The organism is Micromonospora sp. NPDC049257, from assembly GCF_040678915.1.
In the GTDB taxonomy this organism is placed as follows: domain Bacteria; phylum Actinomycetota; class Actinomycetes; order Mycobacteriales; family Micromonosporaceae; genus Micromonospora; species Micromonospora antibiotica.
This window is the reverse complement of sequence record NZ_JBFAQU010000001.1, coordinates 594,096-611,699: the sequence shown is the minus strand read 5'-3', so window position 1 is coordinate 611,699 and position 17,604 is coordinate 594,096. Positions and strand designations below refer to the sequence as shown.

General features: G+C 73.6%; 15 protein-coding genes. 11 read left to right on the top strand and 4 right to left on the bottom strand.

Going from position 1 to position 17,604, the window contains the following annotated elements; genetic code table 11:
* The first annotated feature begins 46 nt into the window (after positions 1-46).
* The 7 genes from AB0K25_RS02705 to AB0K25_RS02675 all read left to right on the top strand — a co-directional run bounded on the left by AB0K25_RS02705 (position 47) and on the right by AB0K25_RS02675 (position 7,623).
* Positions 47-1,558 (top strand): 3-oxoacyl-ACP reductase, encoded by a 1,512-nt coding sequence (locus tag AB0K25_RS02705; RefSeq protein WP_363817972.1) that lies wholly within the window; start codon positions 47-49, stop codon positions 1,556-1,558.
* Complete coding sequence (locus AB0K25_RS02700) at positions 1,558-2,637, top strand: MaoC/PaaZ C-terminal domain-containing protein (RefSeq protein ID WP_357533333.1); 1,080 nt, start codon at positions 1,558-1,560, stop codon at positions 2,635-2,637. Before AB0K25_RS02705 ends, AB0K25_RS02700 begins: the two co-directional genes overlap by 1 nt.
* An 82-nt stretch (positions 2,638-2,719) precedes the next feature.
* On the top strand, positions 2,720-3,472 hold the full coding sequence (locus tag AB0K25_RS02695; RefSeq protein WP_208565336.1) for an NUDIX domain-containing protein: 753 nt from the start codon (positions 2,720-2,722) through the stop codon (positions 3,470-3,472).
* A complete protein-coding gene (locus AB0K25_RS02690) occupies positions 3,469-4,539 on the top strand; it encodes a serine/threonine protein kinase (protein WP_363817969.1) in 1,071 nt (356 codons plus the stop codon). Before AB0K25_RS02695 ends, AB0K25_RS02690 begins: the two co-directional genes overlap by 4 nt.
* Before the next feature lie 10 nt (positions 4,540-4,549).
* The gene (locus tag AB0K25_RS02685) at positions 4,550-5,515 is read left to right on the top strand and encodes a hypothetical protein (protein ID WP_219465566.1); all 966 of its coding nucleotides are present in this window, start codon (positions 4,550-4,552) and stop codon (positions 5,513-5,515) included.
* An 80-nt stretch (positions 5,516-5,595) separates the two neighbouring features.
* The gene (locus AB0K25_RS02680) at positions 5,596-6,897 is read left to right on the top strand and encodes an adenylosuccinate synthetase (protein WP_363818276.1); all 1,302 of its coding nucleotides are present in this window, start codon (positions 5,596-5,598) and stop codon (positions 6,895-6,897) included.
* Positions 6,898-7,005: 108 nt separating this feature from the next.
* A complete protein-coding gene (locus tag AB0K25_RS02675) occupies positions 7,006-7,623 on the top strand; it encodes a DedA family protein (protein WP_219465565.1) in 618 nt (205 codons plus the stop codon).
* A gap of 159 nt (positions 7,624-7,782) precedes the next feature.
* Here the strand turns inward: AB0K25_RS02675 and AB0K25_RS02670 are convergent, their stop codons facing one another.
* On the bottom strand, positions 7,783-8,421 hold the full coding sequence (locus tag AB0K25_RS02670) for a TetR/AcrR family transcriptional regulator (protein WP_219465564.1): 639 nt from the start codon (positions 8,419-8,421) through the stop codon (positions 7,783-7,785).
* 77 nt (positions 8,422-8,498) lie between these two features.
* Here AB0K25_RS02670 and AB0K25_RS02665 point away from each other — a divergent pair, with 77 nt between their 5' ends.
* The 4 genes from AB0K25_RS02665 (at position 8,499) to AB0K25_RS02650 (ending at position 13,272) form a co-directional block, all read left to right on the top strand.
* Positions 8,499-8,951 carry an SCP2 sterol-binding domain-containing protein gene (locus AB0K25_RS02665; RefSeq protein ID WP_208565327.1) on the top strand — a complete coding sequence of 151 codons (453 nt, stop codon included), beginning with the start codon at positions 8,499-8,501 and terminating at the stop codon, positions 8,949-8,951.
* 2 nt (positions 8,952-8,953) lie between these two features.
* Positions 8,954-10,168, top strand: coding sequence for an acyl-CoA dehydrogenase family protein (locus AB0K25_RS02660; RefSeq protein ID WP_219465563.1), 1,215 nt, complete (start codon positions 8,954-8,956; stop codon positions 10,166-10,168).
* A 149-nt stretch (positions 10,169-10,317) separates the two neighbouring features.
* Positions 10,318-11,883, top strand: a complete 1,566-nt coding sequence (locus AB0K25_RS02655; protein WP_357532819.1) for an AMP-binding protein — start codon at positions 10,318-10,320, stop codon at positions 11,881-11,883.
* A gap of 198 nt (positions 11,884-12,081) precedes the next feature.
* On the top strand, positions 12,082-13,272 hold the full coding sequence (locus AB0K25_RS02650; RefSeq protein WP_363817962.1) for a serine hydrolase domain-containing protein: 1,191 nt from the start codon (positions 12,082-12,084) through the stop codon (positions 13,270-13,272).
* Between the two features lie 234 nt (positions 13,273-13,506).
* Here the strand turns inward: AB0K25_RS02650 and purD are convergent, their stop codons facing one another.
* The 3 genes from purD to AB0K25_RS02635 all read right to left on the bottom strand — a co-directional run bounded on the left by purD (position 13,507) and on the right by AB0K25_RS02635 (position 17,516).
* Positions 13,507-14,757: a phosphoribosylamine--glycine ligase gene (gene purD, locus AB0K25_RS02645; RefSeq protein ID WP_219465558.1), complete on the bottom strand. Its 1,251-nt coding sequence runs from the start codon at positions 14,755-14,757 to the stop codon at positions 13,507-13,509.
* Between the two features lie 328 nt (positions 14,758-15,085).
* Positions 15,086-16,030, bottom strand: coding sequence for a type IV toxin-antitoxin system AbiEi family antitoxin domain-containing protein (locus AB0K25_RS02640; protein ID WP_357532815.1), 945 nt, complete (start codon positions 16,028-16,030; stop codon positions 15,086-15,088).
* A gap of 196 nt (positions 16,031-16,226) precedes the next feature.
* Positions 16,227-17,516 carry an adenylosuccinate synthase gene (locus AB0K25_RS02635; protein ID WP_208565321.1) on the bottom strand — a complete coding sequence of 430 codons (1,290 nt, stop codon included), beginning with the start codon at positions 17,514-17,516 and terminating at the stop codon, positions 16,227-16,229.
* Between the last annotated feature and the right edge of the window lie 88 nt (positions 17,517-17,604).

The window sequence follows — 17,604 nt, the reverse complement described above, 5'->3', positions numbered from 1 at the left end:
CCGTTTCAGGACTTGCCCACAACCTACTGGCCAGTAGGCTACGCCCATGACCGACAGGTACGCGAGCTTCGTCCAATCGGGGGCCGGCCGCGCGCTGGTCAAGCGCCTCGGGCTGCCCGATCCACCGCGACTGCGCCGGCACAGCCCCGGCGACCCACTGCTGCCCGGCCCGGTCCTGCTCGGCGCGGCCACCGGCGGCCGACTCGCCGACCCGGTCGCCGCCATCCTCACCGCCGCCGGGGTCGACGTGCGCACCGGCACCGGCACCGGCACCGGCACCACGCCACCCACCGCCGGGCACGACGACTCCGCCGCACCCGACGGGCCGACCGCCGGGCACGACGCCGCCGCCGCAGCCGACGGACCCACCGAAGCGGCCGGCCGGGACGAGCGGGCGGGGAACGGCGGCGCACCGGCCGGGGGCGGGACGTCCGCCCGGTTCGGGGCCCTGGTCTACGACGCCACCGGCATCACCGACTCCACCGGCCTTCGCCAGCTCTACGACTTCTTCCACCCGCAGGCCCGTGCGGTGCTGCCCAGCGGTCGGGTGATCGTGCTGGGCACCCCGCCGGCCGAGTGCGGCTCGCCCCGGGAGGCCACCGCCCAGCGGGCCCTGGAGGGGCTGACCCGCAGCATCGGCAAGGAGTTCGGTCGGGGCGTCACCGCGCAACTGGTCCACGTCACCGCGACCGGTGACGCAGGCACCCCGACCAGCCTGGAGGCGACCCTGCGGTTCCTGCTCTCCGGCCGCTCCGCGTACGTCTCGGGGCAGGTGGTGCGGGTCGGCACCGGGCCGGCCGTCGTACCGGCGGACTGGAACCGGCCGCTGGCCGGGCAGGTGGTGCTGGTCACCGGCGCGGCCAGGGGCATCGGCGCGGCGGTCGCCCGGGTGCTCGCCCGCGACGGCGCGCAGGTCGTCGCGCTGGACGTCCCGGCGGCCGGGGACGCCCTCGCGGCGGTCGTCAACGAGATCGGCGGCACCGCCGTACAGCTCGATCTCACCACGGCGGACGCCCCCACCCGGCTCGCCGACCACCTGGCCGAGCGGCACGGACGGGTCGACGTGGTGGTGCACAATGCCGGCATCACCCGCGACAAGACGCTGGGTCGGATGGACGCCGACCGGTGGGACGCGGTGCTCGACGTCAACCTCTCCAGTCAGGAACGGATCAACGACGTGCTGTTGGAACGGGAGTTGATCCCCGAGGGCGGCCGGCTGGTCGCCGTCTCGTCGATCGCCGGGATCGCCGGCAACCGGGGCCAGACCAACTACGCGACCAGCAAGGCCGGGGTGATCGGCCTGGTCGACTCGCTCGCCCCGGTACTGGCCGGACGGGGGATCAGCGTCAACGCGGTCGCCCCCGGCTTCATCGAGACCCGGCTGACCGCCCGTATTCCGCTGGTGGTCCGGGAGGCGGGTCGCCGGATGAACAGCCTGGCCCAGGGCGGCCTGCCGGTGGACGTCGCCGAGACGATCGGCTGGCTGGCCTGGCCGGCCTCGGGCGCGGTCAGCGGCAACGTGGTCCGGGTCTGCGGCCAGAGTCTGCTGGGGGCGTGATGGCGCGGCGCAGCAACCGACCCGAGGAGTCCGGCGACGGCGAACTGTCGGTCGGCGACCTGATCGAGGGGCCGACGGAGGTCATCTCACCGGCCGCGCTGGCCGCCGCCCGCACCGCCGGCCCGGGACCCGACCGCAGCGTCGACGAGACCCACGACCTGTCGGCGTACGCCACCGGGGGTCCGACCACGGGGCACGCCGACGGGGACCTGGCGGCGCGGGCCGGGCGGGCCCGGGTGGAGTTGCCCGGTCTGCCCAGGCCGGGCGTGCTCTACCGGCGGGCGTTGCGCGACGCGCTGCCCGGCATCGGCAGGTCCCGCCGGCCGGACGCCGCGCCCCCGGTCGAGTTGGCCGTCGCCGGGGTCACCGTCGACCGGGCCCACCTCGCCGGGTACGACCGGGTCTGCGGTTTCCGGCTGGCCGACACGCTGCCGGCGACCTACCCGCACGTGCTGGGGTTCCCGCTGGCGTTGCGGTTGATGACCCTGCCGGAGTTCCCGTTCCCGCTGGCCGGGGTGGTGCACGTGGGCAACCGGATCACCGTGCACCGCCCGGTCCGGGCCGACGAACCGTGGGACTTCGTCGCGTACGCCGAGAATCTCCGGCCGCATGCCCGGGGGCGGCAGGTCGACGTCGTCCTGGTCGGCTCGGTCGGTGGCGAGGAGGTGTGGCGCGGGGTGTCGACGTACCTCGGTCGGGAGCGCGGGGCCGGCGGGGGTGCCGGGCGCGACCCGGGTGGGCGCCCCGCGCCGCCGGCCGCCACCGCGCACTGGCGGCTCACCCCCCGCGTCGGTACGGAGTACGCCCGGATCTCCGGGGACCACAACCCGATCCACACCTCCCGGTTGGGGGCCCGGCTGTTCGGGTTCGCCCGGCCGATCGCGCACGGCATGTGGAGCAAGGCGCGCTGCCTGGCGGCCCTGGAGAGCCGGCTACCGGAGGCGTACACCGTGGAGGTGGGGTTCAAGCTGCCGGTGCCGCTGCCGTCGACGGTGGCGTTCAGCGCCGCCCCGGGCTGGGACTTCGCCCTGCACGACACCCGGACCGGACGCCCCCACCTGGTGGGCACCGTCCGCTGAACGACGCACGGCGGTTGCCCACCGCCGTTTCGTGAGCTAAGTTGTTCTCAGATCGAGTAATTCTCAACCCGAGAGGGACGCCGTGAACGAGCAGGACTTCCTCGCCGGATACGACCCCAGCGCCTACCCCTCGACCGCGATCACCGTGGACGTGGTGGCGCTGACCATCCGCGAGGGCGCGCTGCACCTGCTGCTGATCCGGCGTGGCCAACCCCCCTACCAGGGGCACTGGGCGCTACCCGGCGGCTTCGTCCAGCCCGACGAGGACCTCACCACCGGGGCCCGCCGCGAACTCGCCGAAGAGACCGGCCTCGGTGGCGACCGGCTGCGCCGGGTCCACCTGGAACAACTCGCCAGCTACGGCGCCCCCGACCGGGACCCCCGGATGCGGATCGTCTCCGTCGCCCACCTCGCCTTCGCCCCCGACCTGCCCGACCCGGTCGCCGACAGCGACGCCGACGAGGCCGGGTGGCTGCCGGTCACCGCCCTGCCCAGCCGGCAGCTCGCCTTCGACCACGCCCGGATCGTCGACGACGGGCTGGAACGGGCCCGCTCCAAGCTCGAATACACCCCGCTGGCCACCCGCTTCCTCGGCCCCGAGTTCACCATCGCCGAGCTGCGCGGCGTCTACGAGACGGTCTGGGGGCACCCGCTGCACGCCGGCAACTTCCACCGCAAGGTGCTCTCCGTCCCCGGCTTCGTCGAGAGCACCGGCGGCAACACCGAACGCGGCGGCGCCCGGGGCGGTCCCCGGGCCCGGCTCTACCGGGCCGGCGACGCCCGGCTGCTGCACCCGGCGCTGCTGCGCCCCGCCCGGGAGGAGACCGTCCGGTGAGGACCGACGAGGCGATCCGGCTGGTCGCGGCGGCCCGCACCGACGCCGACCTGTTCGGCGTCGACACCCCGGCGCAGCGCTACCGCGAGCTGGTCGCGGCCCTGCACCCCGACCGGCTGGGCGCGCTCGACCATCAGGTACGCGCCGCCGCCACCGACGCGTTCATCCAGGTCACCACCCGCTGGCAGGCCACCCGGACCCCGGCACCCGGCGACCCGACCGGCACCCCCGGCGACCCGACGGCCACCGCCGGCCGACAGGCACCGGACGGCCGCGCCGCCACCGACCCGGCCACCGTCGTGCTGGGGGGATACCGGCTCGGGGCGCTCGCCCACGTCGGTGACCTCGCCGACCTCTACGACGTGGGGGCCGACCGCCTGCTCAAGCTGCCCCGCGACCCGGCCGACAACGACCTGCTGGCCCGCGAGGCGCACGCCCTGCGGCAGATCGAGGAACGCGGCGACCCGCGCCACCTGCCGTACGTGCCCCGGCTGGTCGACACCTTCCGGCACCGGGACGCCGCCAGCGGGGCCGAACGCCGGATCACCGTGCTCGCCGCCGTACCCGGGCTGCACGACCTCGACGCGGTACGCCGGGCGTACCCCGACGGGTTGGACGCCCGGGACGCGGCCTGGATGTGGCGGCGGCTGCTGGTCGCCCTCGGCCTGGCCCACCGGGCCGGCGTGGTGCACGGCGCGGTGCTCCCCCGGCACCTGCTGATCGAGCCGGACGCGCACGGCGTGGTGCTCGTCGACTGGTGCTTCTCCGCCGTCGACGGCGGCACCGTCCCGGCGCTGGTCCCCGGGCACGAGGACTGGTACCCGCCGGAGGTCACCGCGCGGCGGCCCGCCGGCCCCGGCACCGACCTGGCGATGGCCGCGGCGTGCATGAGCTGGCTGATGGGCGACCGTGCCCCCCGTGAACTACGCGCCTTCGCCGACGGCTGCCGCCGCCCGGCGCTGGCCGCCCGACCCGACGACGCCTGGCGACTGCTGGGCGAACTCGACGAGGTGCTCGACCGGCTCTACGGGCCGCGCACCTTCCGACCGTTCACCCTCAACCCCTAGGGAGGCTGCCATGGGCAGCGGAATCTGGTCCACCGACGTGTACGACGCCGCCGACCGCTACCGGAAGAAGAAGGGCACCAGCGCGTTCTCCTACAGCGACAGCGGGGCCCGCACCGTGCACCCGGCGCTCGACCCGCGCGACGCCCTGCGGGAGAGCCGCGACAACGCCGAGCACCCGCAGTCGACACCCATCGCGGTGCTGTTCGACGTGACCGGCTCGATGGGGCACGTGCCCCGTACCCTCCAGGCCAAGCTGCCGCAGCTGCTCGGGCTGCTGCTGCGCCAGGGCTACGCCCGCGACCCGCAGGTGATGTTCGGCGCGATCGGCGACGCCACCTGCGACCGGGTGCCGTTGCAGGTGGGGCAGTTCGAGTCGGACAACCGGATGGACGCCGACCTCGGCCGGATCGTGCTGGAGGGCGGCGGCGGCGGTCAGATGACCGAGTCGTACGAGCTGGCGATGTACTTCATGGCCCGGCACACGGTCACCGACAGTTGGGAGAAGCGCGGGCGGCGCGGCTACCTGTTCATCATCGGCGACGAGCTGGCGTACCCCCGGGTGAGCCGGCGGGAGGTGCGCCGGCTGATCGGCGACGACCTCGGCGAGGACGTGCCGCTGCGGCAGATCCTCGACGAGGTGACCCGCCGCTGGGACACCTACTACCTGCTCCCCGCCGGCAGCCACTACGCCGGCAACGCCAAGGTGCTCGACTTCTGGCGGGACCTGCTCGGGCAGCGCGCCGTCGTCCTCGACGACCTGGACGCGGTCTGCGAGACCATCGCGCTCACCGTCGGCCTCGGCGAGCAGGCCATCGACCTCGACGAGGGGCTGCGGGACCTCGACCGGGCCGGCTCCACCGCGGGCGGCACGGTGTCGAAGGCGCTGGCCCCGCTGGCCGGCGGCCGGCGTACCGAGGTCTCCACGCTGCCGGCCCCGACCGGGTCGCGCCACGCCGGTGGGGTGACCCGGCTGTGACCGACGTCCCCGCCCCCGCGACCCGGCGGCCCGGTCCGGGCCCGACGGGACCGGACGGGACCGGACCGGGCCGGCACGTGATCGTGGTCGATCTCGGTTACGGCGACGCCGGCAAGGGCACCGTCGTGGACTGGCTCTGCGCGACCCGCCACGTGCACACCGTGGTGCGGTTCAACGGGGGTGCGCAGGCCGCCCACAACGTGGTGCTGCCCGACGGCCGGCACCACACGTTCGCCCAGTTCGGGGCGGGGACGTTCCACCCGGGGGTTCGCACCCACCTGGCCCGGCAGCAGGTGGTGGACCCGCTGGCGCTGGCCGCCGAGGCCGACCACCTCGCCTCGGTCGGGGTACCCGACGCCCTCGACCGGCTCACCGTCGACGGGGAGGCGTTGCTGGCCACGCCGTACCACCGGGCCGCCAACCGGCTCCGGGAGATCGCCCGGGGGGCCGCCCGGCACGGCTCCTGCGGGCTGGGGGTGGGCGAGTCCGTCCGGTACGGGCTCGCCCACCCCGACGAGGCGCCCCGGGTGGCCGACTGCCGGGACCCGGAACTGCTGCGCCGCCGGCTCACCGTGCTGCGGGACCGGCTGACCGCCGAACTCGGCCCGCTGGACGCCCCACCGGTGGCGGACTGCCTGCCCGCGTTCACCGGCTTCGCCGACCGGGTGGCGATCGTCGACCGGTCGTACCTGGCCGGGGTGCTGCGGGCGGGGACCTGCGTCTTCGAGGGGGCACAGGGGGTGCTGCTGGACGAGTGGCACGGCTTCCACCCGTACACCACGTGGAGCACCACCACCTTCGCCAACGCCGAGGCGCTGCTCGCCGAGGCGGGGGCGGCCGGGTCGGCGTACCGGCTGGGGGTGGTGCGGACGGTCACCACCCGGCACGGGCCCGGTCCGCTGGTCACCGAGGACCGGACCCTGCCGTTGACCGATCCGCACAACCCGACCAACCCGTGGCAGGGCCGGTTCCGCTTCGGCCACTTCGACGCCGTCGCCCACCGGTACGCCCTGGACGTGGCCGGTGGGGTGGACGGCCTCGCCCTCACCCACCTCGACCTGACCCACCCCGACCCGGCCCGCACCGATTCCGCCCGTCCCGCGCTGCGGCTCTGCCGCCGCTACGAGGACGTCGACCGGCTGCACCCCGGCCCGCCCGGCGACCTGGACCGGCAGGCGGCCCTCACCGCCCGCCTGCTGCGGACCCGCCCGGTGTACGACCCCACGCCCACCGACTGGCCGGCGGCGGTGGCCGGGGCGCTGGCCGCCCCGGTGGTGCTCACCTCGCACGGTCCCACCGCCGCCGACAAGCGGGAGCACACCCCGCCGTCCGGCGAGCCGCTCCCGGCCCCGACCAGCGACCAGGTCCCGCAGAAGACCTGATCCACCGCCCCGGCCCGGCGGCCCTGACCCGGCGACTCCGCCCCGGCCCCGCGGCCCTGATCCGGCGACTCGGCCCCGGGCCGGCGGCGCAGCGTCGAGCATGAGGGCATGCAGTCGGTGCTCGACCTGCTCCACCACACCGTCACCTCACCCTGGGTGTACCTGGTGATCTTCGTGGTGACCGCGGTCGACGCCTTCTTCCCGGCGGTGCCCGGCGAGACCGTCCTGATCACCGCCGGGGTGTTCGCGGCCAGCGGCGAGCCGAACCTCACCGCCGTGATCGCGGTGGCGGCCCTCGGCGCGCTCAGCGGCGACCACGTCTCGTACGGCATCGGTCGGGGCGGCGGCGCACACCGGCTGGCCCGGCTGCCCGACGGCAGCCGCCGCCGGAGCGGCTCGGACTGGGCCCGGCGGGCGGTGGACCGGCGGGGTGGCTCGATCCTCACCACCTCCCGCTTCGTCCCCGGCGGCCGGACCGCCGTCACCCTGACCATGGGTGCCGTCCGGTATCCGCTCCCCCGGTTCCTGGTCTTCGACGCCGTCGCCGCCGTCATCTGGAGCCTGTACTGCGGGCTGCTCGGCTATTTCGGCGGGCTGGCCTTCGAACGCGATCCGGTCCGGGGGCTGCTCGTCGGTGTCGGCCTCTCGCTGGCCGTGACCGGGTTGTTGGAGCTGGCCCGCTGGTGGCGTCTGCGGGCCCGCCGCCGCGCCGCCGGCCACCACTGACCAGTCCGGCCAGGTGGGGCCGGGAACGAGCCACGCACCGGCCCGGGGCCGGCGGGTGACGCGGTCGGTCCGGGCGTCCGGGCGTCCGGGGCCGGCGGGTGGTGTGATCGGTCCCGAGGTCCGGGCGTCCGGGGTCGGCGGGTGGGGCGGGTGGGGCGGTCAGTCCGTCGGGGGCCGCCAGGTGACGCCGTCGAGGAGTTGGGCCGCACCGAGCCAGGCGACGTTCATCATCTGGGTGGCGGTCTTCTCCGGCTCGGCCTCGGGGTGGTCGGCCAGCCAGTCGGCAAGCGACTCGCTCGCGCCGACCAGGGCGTACGCGACGACCTCCAGCTCGGTCGCGGCGACCTCCCGGCCCCGGGCGCGCAACGCGTGGTCGAGCATCCCGGCGACCACCTCGACCAGCCGGGCGCGCATCGCGGCCAGTTCGGTGGCGAACGGTTGGGAGCCCCGGGCCTGCCGGTAGAGCACCGCCCAGCCGTCGCGGTGCGCCCCGACGAAGCCGAAGAAGGCCCGCAGCCCACGCCAGAGCCGCTGGTCGGGCGGGAGGTCGGGGGCGGCGGCCCCCGCGATGGCCAGCATCATCCGGGCGGTCTCCCGGTGCAGGCAGGCGATGAACAGCTCCTCCTTGGTGCCGAGGTAGGCGTAGACCATCGGCTTGGAGATGCCCGCGTCCTCGGCGATCTCGTCCATGCTGGCGGCGTGGAAGCCGCGTCGGGAGAAGACCTTGACGGCCGCGTCGAGCATCTGCTGCTCGCGTACGGCCCGGGGGAGGCGCTTGAAGCTGGGTGTGCTGGACACTCTTGCGAGCATACCTACTCGTGCGTAAGGTTACGCTTGAGTAACCAAAATCGTCCGCCCCGAGAGGTGCCACTCCCATGACTGACTTCGACCCGGCCAACTTCGCCAACTTCGGCCCCAAGGAGTTCGCCCAGCTGGTCAAGTCCACCCCGGACGACAAGATCGCCGAGGTGATGTCCGGCGACCTGCGCGGCAAGGTGCTCAGCGAGGTCTTCGGTCGGATGCCGCAGATTTTCCGCGCCGACCGCGCCGGCACCACCAGCGCCGTCATCCACTGGAACATCACCGGCCGGCCCGACGGTGGCACCGACACCTACGAGATCGTCATCGCCGACGGCACCTGCACCGTCAACGAGCCGCCGCAGCACGACCCCAAGCTCGCCCTCACCATGGGCCCGGTCGAGTTCCTGAGGATCGTCTCCGGTGGGGCCAACCCGGTGATGATGTTCATGACCGGCAAGCTGAAGGCCAAGGGCGACCTGGGCCTGGCCGCCAACATCGCCAACCTGTTCGACATCCCCAAGGCCTGACGATGGCCGAGTTCTCGCTCGACCTGAACGAGGAACAGCGGGATCTGCGGGACTGGGTGCACGGCTTCGCCGCCGAGGTCGTGCGCCCGGCCGCCGCCGAGTGGGACGCCCGGGAGGAGACCCCCTGGCCGATCATCCAGGAGGCGGCGAAGATCGGCCTGTACGGCTTCGAGTTCCTCGCCACCTGCTGGGCCGACCCCACCGGGCTGTCCCTGCCGATCGCCAGTGAGGAACTCTTCTGGGGCGACGCCGGCATCGGGCTGAGCCTCTTCGGCAGTTCGCTCGCCGTCGCCGCCATCTACGGCACCGGCACCCCCGACCAGATGGTCGAATGGGTGCCGCAGTGCTTCGGCACCGTCGACGCCCCCGCCGTCGCCGCGTTCTGCACCACCGAACCGGAGGCCGGCTCCGACGTCTCCGCCATGCGCAGCAGAGCCGTCTACGACGAGGCCACCGACGAGTGGGTGCTGACCGGGCAGAAGGCGTACGCCACCAACGGCGGGATCGCCGGGGTGCACGTGGTCACCGCCTCCGTCGACCCCGAACTGGGCTCCCGTGGGCAGGCCGCGTTCGTCGTACCGCCGGGGACGGCCGGGCTGCACGCGACCCGCAAGCTCAAGAAACTGGGCCTGCGCGCCTCGCACACCGCCGACGTCTTCCTCGACGACGTCCGGGTGCCCGGGCGCTGCCTGCTCGGCGGGAAGGACGCGCTGGACGAACGGCTGGCGCGGGCCCGGTCCGGCCAGCGGGCCAGCGGCCAGGCCGCGATGCGCACCTTCGAGCTGTCCCGGCCGACCGTCGGCGCGCAGGCGCTCGGCGTCGCCCGCGCCGCCTACGAGTACGCCCTCGACTACGCCAAGGACCGGGTCCAGTTCGGCCGGCCGATCATCGCCAACCAGGCCGTCGCGTTCGCCCTGGCCGACATGAAGATGGAGATCGACGCCGCCCGACTGCTGGTCTGGCGGGCCTCCTGGATGGGCCGCAACAACCGGCCGTTCACCGCTGGCGAAGGCTCGATGTCCAAACTCAAGGCGGGTGAGGTGGCCGTCTCGGTGACCGACCGGGCCGTGCAGCTCCTCGGCGGGGCGGGCTTCCTGCGCGACCACCCGGTCGAACGCTGGTACCGGGACGCCAAGATCTACACCATCTTCGAGGGCACCTCCGAGATCCAACGGCTGGTCATCTCCCGCGCCATCTCCGGCGTCCAGATCCGCTGACCGTCGCCACCGGTCGACCGCCCCGTCACCGCCCGTCCACCATGGGCGACGTCGACTGGGCGGTCGGCCGGCGACGACGCATGATCGGAAAGGAATCCCTGGTGAGGGCCCCGGCCGGCCCCACGTCGTACCCCGAAGGAGGTCGCCGGATGGACCTGCCGTTCATCGTGGCCACACTGACCAGGCGGGGACTGCTCACCCCCGGGCACCCCGTCCGGGTCGCCTCGCAACTCGCCGCGCTGCGCCAGTGGGGCTGGGGCATGGCCGGCGAACTACGGCAGGCCGCCGCCCGCGACCCGGGCCGGGTCGCCGTCGTCGACGAGCACGGCCACGAACTCACCTACCGGGAACTACTCGACCGGGCCGAACGACTGGCCCGGTCGATGCGCAGCGTGCTCGGCGTACAGGCCGGGGACCGGGTCGGGTTGCTGTGCCGCAACCACCACGGGCTCATCGAGGGCATCGTCGCGGCCACCCTGCTCGGCGCCGACGCGGTGCTGGTCAACAGCGGACTGTCCGCCGCGCAACTCGCCACCGTCGCCGAGGAGCAACGGCTGCGGCTGCTGGTGCACGACACCGAGTTCGCCGAGCGGGTCCTCGGCGTCCCCGCCGAGGTGCACCGGGTCGACGAAGCCGGCCTCGACGCCCTGATCGCCGCCGCGCTCCCCGCCGACCGGCTCACCCCGCCCGCCCACGACGGCCGGACCATCGTGCTGACCTCCGGCACCACCGGCACACCCAAGGGTGCCCGCCGGCCCGTCCCGACCGGCTTCGGCCCGCTGGTGTCCATCATCGACCGCATCCCGCTGCACACCCACGACACCGTGCTGATCGCCGCCCCGATCTTCCACACCTGGGGGTACGCGGCACTCCAGGTCGCCTTCGCGCTGCGCGCCACCATCGTGCTGCACCGCCGGTTCGACCCGGCCGCCACGCTGGACGCGCTCGTGACCCACCGGTGCCAGGCGCTGTTCGCCGTACCGGTGATGCTGCAACGCCTGCTCGACGTGCCGCCACCGGAGCCCCGGCCGGCGCTGAAGGTGGTCGCGGTCAGCGGCTCGGCGCTGCCCGGCAACCTCACCACCCGGTTCATGGACACCTACGGCGACGTCCTCTACAACCTGTACGGCTCGACGGAGGTCTCCTGGGCCGCCATCGCCGGCCCCGCCGAGCTGCGCCAGGCCCCCACCACCGCCGGTCGCCCCCCGCACGGCACCCGACTGGAGATCCTCGGCGACGACGGGAAGCCGGTGCCGGCCGGGCGGGTCGGCCGGATCTTCGTCGGCAACGAGATGCTGTTCGAGGGCTACACCTCGGGGGCCCGCCGGGAGACCCACGACGGGCTGCTCGACACCGGCGACCTCGGCCGGGTCAACGCCGACGGGCTGGTCTTCGTCGACGGCCGGGCCGACGACATGATCGTCTCCGGTGGGGAGAACGTGTTCCCGTCCGAGTTGGAGGACCTGCTCGCCCGGCTGCCGCAGGTCCGCGAGGCCGCCGTGCTCGGCGTACCCGATCCGGAGTACGGGCAACGGCTCGCCGCGTTCCTCGCCCTGCACCCCGGCGAGACCCTCGACCCCGAGGCGGTACGCGAGTACGTCCGGCACTACCTGGCCCGGTTCTCCGTACCCCGGGATGTGATCTTCGTGAAGTACCTGCCGCGCAACGCCACCGGCAAGGTGCTCACCCGGGAACTCCGCCGCTACTACGGCTGACCTGTCCCTGACCTCGTCGGGCGACGGTCTGCGGGCAGGGTCGACCTGGGTGCCGGGCGGGTTCCGGGCACGGGCACGGGCACGGTGGACGCTCGGCGGGCCGTCGGCCCCGGGGTGGTCTCCCCGAGCCGACGATCCGGGTGCCGTGGGGGGCTGTCCCCGATGCCGTCGCTCCCCGTGACCGGCAGGCTCGACACCATGAAGATCATGAATCGGCGTACGGTCCTCGTCGCCACCACGCTCGGCGCCCTGCTCGGCGTCACGGCACCCGGGACGCTCGCCTTCGCCGCTCCCACCTCCACCGTCGGTGACCGGCGCGCAGCTCCAGGCTGCCGGCCCGGCACCCTCGACCCGACCCCCGTCCGGCAGGCGATAGCCGGACTGCCCGACGCCGACGCCACCAGCGCCCAGGTCAGGATCACCACGCCGGACGGCTGCTGGACCGGCACCACCGGCGTACGGGACCTGCGCAGCCAGCAACCCGTACCGCCACACGCCCGGTTCCGGGTCGGCAGCGTCACCAAGACCTTCACCGCGGCCATGGTGCTGCAACTCGTGGCCGAACGCCGGCTCGACCTCGACGCGTCGGTGCAGCGGCTCCTGCCAGGGCTGCTCCCCGCCGACTACCCGACGGTCAACGTCCGGCAGCTGCTCGACCACACCAGCGGCCTACCCAGCCCCAGCGTGCCGGACGACATCGAGTGGCAACTCGCCCACCGGTACGACAGGTGGACCCCGCAACAGCTGGTCCGGCTCGGCCTCGACAACCCCCGCGAGTTCGACCCCGGCACGAGGCAGCACTACACCAACATGGGCTACATCGTCGCCGGGCTGCTCATCGAGAAGGTCACCGGCCACCCGTACGCGACGGAACTGGACCGGCGCATCGCCCGACCGCTCGGCCTGCGCGACACCTACGCACCGGGCGACGACCCCCGCCTCCGGGGCCCGCACGCCCACGGCTACCAGGCAGTCGACCGGGACGGCCGGACGGAACTGGTGGACGTCACCACCTGGAGCCAGACCTTCACCCCGGCCGCCGGCAACATCATCTCCAGTCTCACCGACCTGGACACCTTCCTCACCGCGCTCTTCGCCGGTCGGGTGGTGCCGGCGGCCCAGCTCAGCACGATGTTCACCCTGCCCGGAGTGCCGGACGTGAGCGGTGGGCCGGCCCGCTACAGCGCCGGGCTCACCGCGTTCCCGCTGCCCGACGGCGAAACCCTGTGGATCAAGACCGGCTCCCGGTACGGCTACCTCGCCGGGACCGCCTCCACCCGGGACGGCCGCTTCCGGGTGGAATACTCGATCACCAGCACCGACGCCAAGGGCGAGGAACTCAGCGCCACCGCCCAACGGGTCATCGCCGCCGCCCTGTCCCTGCTCTGACCGCCGACCCGACGGGGCACGACCCGGCCAGCGACGGGTCCGTCGCCGGGACGGTGAACTGGTCGCCGGCCCGGGAACGGGTCGGCCCCGCCCGGAGTCCACCGGCCCAGGCGGCTCCCCGGGCCGTCGATCGCGGTGGCGGTCGGCCTCGGGAGAGTGATCCGACCGCTGGCCCGGGCACGATCCATCGCGCCCGGCGTCGGGCGGGCGCTGGGGCAGCCGCCCCGGCTGTGGTCAGTCCGGGACGGTGATCCGGCCGTCGATCGCGGTGGCGGCGATGTCGTTGCGGTGGTGCGAGCCGGCCAACTCGATGCCGCGTACCAGGGCGTAGGCGGCATCGCGGGCGGCGGTCAGGTCCGGGCCGGTGGCCGTACCGCAGAGGACTCGGCCGCCGGCGGAGACCAACGCGCCGTCGGCGGCCCGGCGGGCGGTGCCGGCGTGAATGACGCCCGGGTGGTCGGCACCGGTGATCACGTCACCGGTACGTGGGGTCGCCGGGTAACCCTCGGCGGCCACCACCACGGTGACGGCCGCACCGTCGCGCCACCGCAGCGGCGGGTGCGCGGCCAGCGTGCCCGTCGCGGCGGCGTGCAGTAGCCCACCGAGCGGGGTCTGCAGCAACGCCAGCACCACCTGGGTCTCCGGGTCACCGAAGCGGGCATTGAACTCGATCACCCGGGGGCCGGCGGCGGTCAGCGCCAACCCGACATAGAGCAGACCGGCGAACGGGGTGCCCCGGCGGCGCATCTCGGCAAGCGTCGGGTGGACCACGTCGGCCAGCACCTCGTCGACCAGGCCCGGCGGTGCCCACGGCAGCGGCGCGTACGCCCCCATGCCGCCGGTGTTCGGACCGGCATCGCCGTCGCCGACCCGCTTGAAATCCTGCGCCGGCAACAACGGCAGGGCCGCCTCACCGTCGGTCACCACGAACAGGGAGACCTCGGGCCCGGACAGGTACTCCTCGATCACCACCCGGCCGCACTCCTGCGCGTGCCGCAACGCGACGTCCCGGTCGTCGGTGACCACCACGCCCTTGCCGGCGGCCAGCCCGTCGTCCTTCACCACGTACGGCGTGCCGAACTCGTCCAGCGCCCGCCCGACGCTCTCCGCATCCGTGCAGGTGTACGCGCGGGCGGTCGGCACCCCGGCCGCCGTCATGATCTCCTTGGCGAAGGTCTTGGAACCCTCCAGCCGGGCCGCCTCGGCCGACGGACCGAACACGGGGACGCCCTTGGCGCGTACCGCGTCGGCCACCCCGGCGACAAGCGGGGCCTCCGGCCCGATCACCACCAGGTCGGCACCGACCTCCACCGCCAACCCGGCCACCGCGGCGGGATCGACGGCATCGACCTGCCGCAGCTCCGCCACACCCGCGATCCCCGGGTTACCGGGTGCCGCGAACAGGACCTCGACCGCCGGATCCTCGACCAACCCCAGCGCGAGCGCATGCTCCCGCCCGCCACCACCCAGAAGAAGTACGCGCACGGCGACGAATCCTACCCACCCCACCCCCACCCCACCGTGCCTCGCCCCCACCCGCCCCACTCCCGCCCCCGCCCCGCCCCGCCTCCACCTCACCCCCGCCTCGCCCCCACCCCGGCCCCCACCTCACCCCCGCCTCGCCGCCACCTCACCCCCGCCTCGCCCCGGTGATCAAGAGGTTTGCGTCAGATTGGAGATCAACTTTGACGCAAACCTCTTGATCGGCTGACGCAAACCTCTTGATCACCGGCTAGGGCGGGTGGGGCCGGGTGAGGGCAGCGGGGTGGGGTGGGGGCCCGGCGGGGTGGGTGGAATCCGGTGTGGGACGGGGTCAGTGTGGGGATTCGGGGTGGGGCGGGGTGCGGGTGAGGGACATGGCCTGGCGGACGGTGTGGGGAATGTAGTCCGGGCGGAGCGCGTCGGACCAGGTGAAGCGGAGGATCCGCCACCCCGCGTTGATCAGACGGTTCTGTCGACGACGGTCGGCGAAGAGTGCCTCGGGGGTGCCGTGCGGGGCGGCACCGTCGGCCTCGGCGATCAGCCGCGCGGCCCGCCAGCCGAGGTCACCGATGCCGAGCAGGTGCCCGTCCTCGTCCCGGACCTCCTGTTGCAGGGTGTCGGGCGGGACTCCACCGTCCACGCAACGCAAGCGTGACCAGGTCTCCAGTGGTGACTGGGCGCGTCCGTCCACCTCGGCGAGGTGACTGCGGGCCGCCGGGGCACCTCGCCGGCCCCGGATGAGCGTCGGTGCGCTGGCCAGGTCCTCCGGGGTGACGAGTCCGCGGTTCAGTGCCGAGTCGAGCACGGACACCGCCGGGTACCGGTCGAGCCGGAGAATCATGTCCGTCACGGTGCGCAACGGCGAGGTCGTGAGGATGCCATCCACCTCGGCGAGGTCGCCCGGGGCCACAGTGAACTGGTGGACGACGAGCGTGGGGTCGGTGTGCCGTTGCGGTCGGGGTCGGTCCACCGGCACCGAGACGTGGACCGCGGGTCGGCGTGGCCCGGCGATGTCGTGCAGCAGGAGGGCGCTGTCGAGGACGGCGAAGGCGTCAGGGCCGAGGCTCGTCACTGCCGCCCGGATGCGGGCCCGCCGGGCGACCGCGTCCGGTGGCCGCCCGGTGGGTGCGTAACAACCACGGGACAGGCGCGTCCACCGGCCGGAGCGGCAGAGCTGCCGGACATGGTCCCGGGTCAGCCCGGCCGCGAGGGCCTGCGTCGTGGTGACCATCCCGTCCTGCCTGAGGGCGATCCGACGGAGAGTTTCGAGCGGCATCACCCCGCCACCCTCACGCCCCACCCACCCCCACTTCCACCCCTGTGGATAAACCTGTGGACAACCCCCGGGTTTCCACAGGTGATCAAGAGCTTTACGTCAACGAAAGGCGAATCCGTGACGCAAACCTCTTGATCACCGGGGGCAGAGCAGGACCGCGACGGGGGGAGGGCGGGGGAGGGAGGGAGGGGCGGGGTTAGGGGAGGAGGGGGTGGCGGACGACGTTTTCCTCGCGGCCGGGGCCCACGCCCACCACGCTGACGCGGGTGCCGGTGAGTTCCTCGATGCGGGCGATGTAGCGGCGGGCGTTGTCCGGCAGCTCGTCCTCGGTGCGGGCCTTGCTGATGTCCTCCCACCAACCGTCGTGCTCTTCGTAGATGGGGGTGGCGTGGTGGAAGTCGGTCTGGGTCATCGGCATGTCGTCGAAGCGTTCGCCGTTGATCTCGTACCCGATGCAGAGCGGGACCTTGGGCAGGCCGGTGAGCACGTCCAGCTTGGTGATCACCAGGTCGGTGACGCCGTTGAGGCGGCAGGAGTACCGGGCGACGACGGCGTCGAACCAGCCGCAGCGGCGTTCCCGGCCGGTGGTGGTGCCGTATTCGTGGCCGACCTTGCGCAGGTGCTGGCCGTTGTCGTCGAACAGCTCGGTCGGGAACGGACCGGACCCCACCCGGGTGGTGTACGCCTTGCTCACCGCGATGACCCCGGTGATCGCGGTCGGCGGGATGCCCGCACCCACGCACGCCCCACCGGCCGTCGGGTTCGACGAGGTGACGAAGGGGTACGTGCCGTGGTCCATGTCGAGCATGGTGGCCTGGGCACCCTCCAGCAGCACCGTCTCGCCCCGGTCGAGGGCGTCCCAGAGCATCACCCGGGTCTCGGCGATGTACGGCCGCAGCCGCTCCGCGTACCGCAGGTACTCCTCGACGGTCTCCTCGACGTCGATCGCCTTGCGGTTGTAGACCTTGAACAGCAGCTGGTTCTTCTCACGCAGCGCGAGTTCCAGCTTCTTGCGCAGGATGCCCGGGTCGAGCAGGTCCTGGAGCCGGATGCCCATCCGGGCGACCTTGTCGCCGTAGGCCGGGCCGATGCCGCGCCCGGTGGTGCCGATCCGGGCGGACCCGAGGTAGCGCTCCACCACCCGGTCCAGCGCCCGGTGGTGCGGCATGATCAGGTGCGCGTCGCCGGAGATCCTCAGCCGGGACACGTCCACCCCGCGCTCGGCAAGCCCGTCGATCTCGGCGAGCAGCACCTTCGGATCGACCACCACCCCGTTGCCGATGACGATCATGGCGCTCGGGGAGAGCGCACCTGACGGCATCAGGTGCAGCGCGTACTTCTGCCCGTCCGGGGTGATCACGGTGTGGCCGGCGTTGTTGCCGCCGGAGTAGCGCACGACGTAGTCGACCCGCTCACCCAGCAGGTCGGTAACCTTGCCCTTGCCCTCGTCGCCCCACTGAGCACCGATGAGCACGATCGCTGGCATCTTTTCCGCCTCCAGAAGGCTCGGGTGCCAGGTGGCGACCGGTTGGCGAGCCCGGGGTGTCAGGCTAACAAGTAGGAACGGCGTGGCC